The following is a 5,494-nucleotide window of genomic DNA, read 5'->3' on the forward strand; positions in this document are numbered from 1 at the left end:
GCGGGCGGTGGAAGGCGTCCTCGAACTGTGCGCGCGCCTCGACGTGGGCTGCGGGCTGCGGCGCGGCGAGCAGATCATGGCGACGCGCTCGCCCGCGCACCTGGCGGCCCTGGCCGGACAGGCCAAGGCCTATCGGGCGCTCGGCCTGGACGTGCCGGTCCTGTCCGGGGCCGCCGTCCGCACCCGGGTCGGCGTGCCCTACACCGCCGGGCTGCTCCACCGCACCGCGGCCACCCTGGACCCGGCCGCGCTGACCTGCGCCCTCGCCCGTGCCTGCGCCGCCAAGGGCGTGCGCTTCTACGGGAACAGCGCCCTGGGGGCCGTACGCACCGGGGACCTGGTCGGACCCGAACTGGTCTTCCCGCACGGCAGGCTCTACGCCGGGCAGGCGGTACTGGCCGTCAACTCCGCCGCGCAAGGAGTGGGCCTGCCGGTCGGCACGATCCTGCCGCTGGAGGTGTACGCCGTGGCCACCGCGCCCGTCGGCCGTGCGGCGTACGAGGCCCTGGGCGGGCGCGCGGGGTACGCCGTCGTCGACGCGGCACCGATGGCGCCGTACTTCCGGCTGCTCCCGGACGGGGGACTGGTGGCGGGGGGCGGCACCGTCACCGCCCCGGCCGGCCTCGACGCGCCCGGGCTCCAGGCCGTCCGCGAGCGTGCCTGGGCCTGGCTGGACCGCTGGCTGCGTTCCCTGCACCCCGACCTGTCCGATGTACGGGTCACCCACCGCTGGTCGGGCCGTATCGGCATGACCCTCGACGACCTGCCGGTGGTCGGCCCGGTCCACGGCTTCCCCGACGTCTGGTACATCGGCGGCTGCTGCGGCCACGGCCTGGCGATGTCCGTGGCGCACGGCGCGTACGTCGCCGGGGCCCTGCTGGGCGAGCCGGAACCCGGAGACCCGCTGCCCTGGCACCGCTCGAGCGCCCCACGACTGCCCGCCGGCGGGCCGACCCGTCGCCTGCTACGGGGGTATGTGGACGCGCTCGGCAGGTCCACGCGGTGGACGTGCTGACGCTCCGGCTGCCCTCGCCGGTCCGCTGTCCGTGGTCCGGTCGGGCCGCCTGGTCCGGCCTGTTGCCTTTGTCTGGCTCTGTCGTTTGGCCTGGCGGTTCGGTCTGGTCTGCGGCTTGCTGTGGTGCGGTTCCGCCGCCCGTGGTCCGGTCGGGCCGCCTGGTCCGGCCTCGTCCCTTGGTCTGGCTCTGCTGTCCGGCCCGGTGGCGGGCCGGACGGTCGCCGTCTCGCTCCGGCTCCGCTGCCCGGTCCAGTCCAGCCGGTCAGGAGGACCTGCCCCCGGCCAGGCCCGACGCGACACCCCAACACCCGACAGGAAGGCTCCACCATGCGCCCCCACCACCGCACCGACGGCAGCCTGCCGCCGTCCCTGCCCATGGGAACCCCGGACGTCGCCTATCACCTGGCGATGCGCGGCAGGCCGTTGCCGGTCGTGTTCGCGTTCCGGTTCGGCGGCCCGGCGCCGACCCTGGACGCCGTACGCGCGCGCGTGGCCGAACGCGCCCACCGCATCCCGGCGTTGCGCTACCGCATCGCGCCCGACCGCAGGGTTTTCCGGCGCGTCGACGGGATCGCGGTGGAGCAGCACGTGCACGAGGCGTGGCTGGCCGAGGACGACGCCGACGGTTCGGGAGCCGGGCGGCTGATGCTGACACGGCCCATGAACCCGGGCCGGCGGCCGCCCTGGGAGGTGTGGCTGGTCCACGGCCCGGCCGGCGACCACACCCTGTGCTACCGCACCGACCACACCCTCCAGGACGGCGTCGGCGCCGCTCACACCGCCCGCGCCCTCCTCGACGACCACCCCGTGGGAGGACCCGCACCGCACCACCGCGCCCGGCCGACCGCCCAGGGCCTCGCCGGTGCCGTCGCAGACGTGGCGGCCTCGTTCCGCGCACCGACCGCCAAGCCGGCCTTCGATGTGGCGGGCAGCGGGAGGACGGCCGTATGCCATGCGGACACCCCGCTGGCGAGGCTGCGGGCCATCGGCCGTGCCCACGGCGGGACGGTGAACGACGTCTACCTCGCCGCTCTCTCCCACGCCGTCCGCACCTGGCACCTGAAGGCCACCGGTTCCCCCCATCCGCCGCTGCCGGTGGCGGTGCCGATGTCCGTACGGGCACCGGGAGAGGAGTGCGCGCCCGGCAACCGCATGGTCGTCGCCCGGGTGCTGCTGCCCTGTGACGAGGCGTCACCGCAGGCCGCCCTCGCCCGCGTCGTGGCGCGTACCGCCCGCCTGCGCGCGAGCCGGCAGCGCGACGCCCTGAGCCTGCTGCTGGCCGCCACTCCGCGGACGATCGGTGCCCGGGTGGGCACGCGGATGGTCAACGGCGCGGTTGTCGCGGCGCCGACGAGCGGCGTGAACTTCGGCCAGGCCTTGGTCCACCAGGGGAACGTGGCCCGACGCTCCGTCCTCTTCACCGCCCCCGCGGCCGGGATCCGGTGCGTGACGACATTGACGAGCCAGCACGACGTGGCCTGCCTGACCGTCGTCCACGACGAGGCCCTGACGACCGCCGACGAACTCCCCGACCTGTGGCTCGCCGCACTGCTGGAACTGGAGCGCGGGTAGCCGTACCAGCACGAGGGGAGCCCCGAGCCGTGCGGCCGGGGCTCCCCTCCTGTACACGGTCAGTCGCGCAGTGTCCCCGTGGTCAGGAACACGCACTTCGCCGCGGCCTCGTTGAGCAGCGGGAGGTAGGGGGACAGCCGCTGGACGACGTACGGCAGGGTGAACAGGTCGGCCACCTGCGCCTCCCAGCCGTGCCCCGCCCACCAGCGTTGCGGTTCGGCGAGCTGCCAGTTCCAGGCGATGCCGGTGGCGGCCAGGGCCTCGAGGAAGGGCGCCACGAACGACGAGGAGGCGGACTCGGCGTTCACGCACTCGGCGCCGAAGGTGCTGCCGGGGGCGGAGAGTTCGGTCATCGTGCCGACGACGGCCTCCACCGCGTGCGGCTGCAGATGGTAGAGGAGCGTCTCGCAGAGCCAGGCGGTGGGCCGCCGGGGGTCGAACCCCGCGGCGAGCAGCGCCTCGCCCCAGGCCCCGGTCGCCGGGTCGACACCGACGACGCTACGGCGTCCGCAGGACGGCGGGCTCCAGTCCAGCACGTGGTCCTTGAAGGCGAGTACGGCCGGGTCCTCGACCTCGAAGACGTGCACCCCCGTCGGCCAGTGCAGACGGAAGGCACGGGTGTCGAGCCCGGCGCCGAGCAGCACGACCTGGCGGCAGCCGGAGCGGGCCGCGTCACTCAGGTGCTCGTCGTAGAAGCGGGTACGCACCACCGCCCAGTCGGGCAGCAGCCGTTGCAGCGGGCCGTCGCCCGGAGGCCCTGACGTGAAGCCGGCCGCGTGAAGGAAGTCGGCGGCCCACGGGTCGAGGACGTAGGGCGTGTCCCGGTGGCACTCCGCGGCGTGCGCGGCCGCCGTCCAGAGCGCGACTTTCGCCACGCCGTCCGGCAGCGTGCTGTCCGGCGCGGCGGGTGACTGCGGGCGTGCGGTGTCGGGCATGGGGGAGCCTCCGTGGGGTCGTGGTTAGTTTCCGTGGTTCAGCCGGAGCGGCGACGGCCGAGCAGGAACGCCAGCGCCGCCAGGGCCAGCAGGCCGCCGGACGGGCGGACGGAGCGCTGGCCGCCCATCGCGGTGGGCGTGCGGGGCTCGTGGACGTTGAGGGCGAACTGGCGGTTGGCCATGTCGCCGAGAACCCCGCGCAGCTGCTCGGGGCTGGTGACGGCGGCGAGCATCAACTCCATGGAGTTGCGGGCGAACTGATGACGGCCGAGGAACTCACGGCCCAGCGCGAAGAGGATCTTCGGCACCTCCCCCTGGAACACCTCCGGCAGCGTGATCTCCGGCGCGAGGCAGCGCACGGAGCCGTCGAGGTTGGCGAACGACTTGCCGAGCAGGGAGACCGCCGGCGGCGACCCGATGCCCCGCTTGGTCGCCTTCGCCAGCACGGTGGTGAGCGAGACGCCGAAGTTCATGTCCTCCAGGGACAGATGGGAGACCTTGGGCACGAACGCCGCCATGTCCGCGGCGAACGCGGGCATGTTGGACCACGCCGTCATCCGGCCCATCTCCGCCCAGTGGTGCGCCAGGCCGGCCCCGTCGTTCTGCGCCAACGTCATGAAGAGAGGGAGCAGTTGGAGGCTGGTACGGCGGTCGAGGCGGCCGACCATCCCCCAGTCGATCAGCGTCGCGGGTCCGCCGGGCACCGCGAAGACGTTGCCCGCGTGCGGATCGGCGTGGAACATGCGGTGGACGAAGTACCCGTGGTACATGAACCGCAGCAGGTCCTTGCCGATCTCGACGCGTTCGTCGTCGGTGAAGTGGGCGCGATCGATGTGCCGTACCGACGTCCCCGCGGCCAGCGACTGGACCAGGACCCGGGGACCGGCGTGCAGCACGCGGGGCACCTCCAGCGTGCGGAAGGGCCGGATGCTGTCCCGGGCCTCGTCCATGTTGCGGGCCTCGCCGGTGAAGTCCAGCTCCGGTTCCATCGCGTCGAAGACGGAGCCGAGCATCGCCTCGATGTCGATGACCTCGTTGAACCGGGGTGCCACGCGGGCCACGATCCGGGAGGCCCGGCGCATCAGCGCCATGTCCGCGAGGACGCCCTCGCGGATGCCGGGCCGCTGGATCTTGACCACGGCCGGCCGACCGCCGGGCAGTGTCACCCGGTAGACCTGGGCGAGTGAGGCCGCCCCGAGCGGGGCGACGGTGTCGATGTCGTCGAACCGCAGCTTCCAGTCCGGCCCGAGGTCGCCCGCCAGCACGGGCTCGAAGACCGAGAAGGGCTGGACGTCGACCTGGTCGTGCAGGTTCTGCAGTTCGTCCCTGATGGACTGGGGCACCATGTCGGGCCGGGTGGACAGGATCTGGCCCAGCTTCACATAGAAGGGGCCGAGGCTCTCCAGCGCGTGGCGTACCGCCTTGGCACGCCGCTGCTCGGCCCCGGCGGAGGCCTCGGCGGCCTCCGCCGGGGGCTGTGGTTCGCCCCGTTTCGAGTGTCTGCGCAGCCGGGTGGCCTGGCCGACCTCGTCGGCGACGAGGCTTCCCAGGACCTTGACCACGAGCCGCAGCCGATCGCCGACGACGGACGCCATCGTGAGCCTCCTCAGGCCGGGATCCCTCTCCGGGGTCGCCGGCCGGTGTGCGCGGCGGAACCGGTCGAGCGGGACGGACGTACGGTCGGTCAGCTCGCGGCGGCCTGGTGGCCGGCCTGGCTCTGCAGCGCCTGGATCAACTTCGGGAGCAGCTCCAGCAACTGGGTGAGCTGCGCCGGCAGCGACAGCAGATCGCCCACGCCCTCGGCGGCATGCCCGACACCTCCGGCCAACTGCCCGACCCCTCCGGCCAGTTGCCCGAGCCCGCCGACCCCGCTCGCGGCACCACCGAGCGCAGCGAGCGGGCCCGCGGCACCGCCGAGAGCCGCCAGCGGGTTGGCCGCCCCGGCCGCACCGGCGAGCGCGGCCAGCGGGTT

The 5,494-nt window shown here is 74.0% G+C and carries 4 protein-coding genes and 1 pseudogene; 2 read left to right on the forward strand and 3 right to left on the reverse strand.

Features of this window, described 5'->3' with window-relative positions:
• Positions 1-1,015: FAD-binding oxidoreductase (locus CLM62_RS00020; RefSeq protein ID WP_107483742.1), on the forward strand; the 1,015-nt coding region annotated here is incomplete at its 5' end.
• Between the two features lie 327 nt (positions 1,016-1,342).
• Complete coding sequence (locus tag CLM62_RS00025) at positions 1,343-2,587, forward strand: wax ester/triacylglycerol synthase domain-containing protein (protein WP_095747800.1); 1,245 nt, start codon at positions 1,343-1,345, stop codon at positions 2,585-2,587.
• A 59-nt stretch (positions 2,588-2,646) separates the two neighbouring features.
• On the opposite strand, the gene CLM62_RS00030 is transcribed toward CLM62_RS00025, so the two are convergent.
• From CLM62_RS00030 to CLM62_RS00040, 3 genes and pseudogenes are all read right to left on the reverse strand, one after another.
• Positions 2,647-3,522, reverse strand: coding sequence for an SAM-dependent methyltransferase (locus CLM62_RS00030; protein ID WP_095747801.1), 876 nt, complete (start codon positions 3,520-3,522; stop codon positions 2,647-2,649).
• A gap of 38 nt (positions 3,523-3,560) precedes the next feature.
• Positions 3,561-5,117 (reverse strand): AarF/ABC1/UbiB kinase family protein, encoded by a 1,557-nt coding sequence (locus tag CLM62_RS00035; protein WP_095747802.1) that lies wholly within the window; start codon positions 5,115-5,117, stop codon positions 3,561-3,563.
• 89 nt (positions 5,118-5,206) lie between these two features.
• Positions 5,207-5,494: pseudogene (locus CLM62_RS00040) on the reverse strand (hypothetical protein); the annotation flags it as partial.

This window comes from Streptomyces sp. SA15 (assembly GCF_002291145.1).
Lineage (GTDB): Bacteria > Actinomycetota > Actinomycetes > Streptomycetales > Streptomycetaceae > Streptomyces.

Coding starts and splice junctions, on each gene's coding strand:
- CLM62_RS00035 (WP_095747802.1), bottom strand. CDS start 5,117: ATGGCGTCCGTCGTCGGCGATCGGCTGCGGCTCGTGGTCAAGGTCCTG.
- CLM62_RS00030 (WP_095747801.1), bottom strand. CDS start 3,522: ATGCCCGACACCGCACGCCCGCAGTCACCCGCCGCGCCGGACAGCACG.
- CLM62_RS00025 (WP_095747800.1), top strand. CDS start 1,343: ATGCGCCCCCACCACCGCACCGACGGCAGCCTGCCGCCGTCCCTGCCC.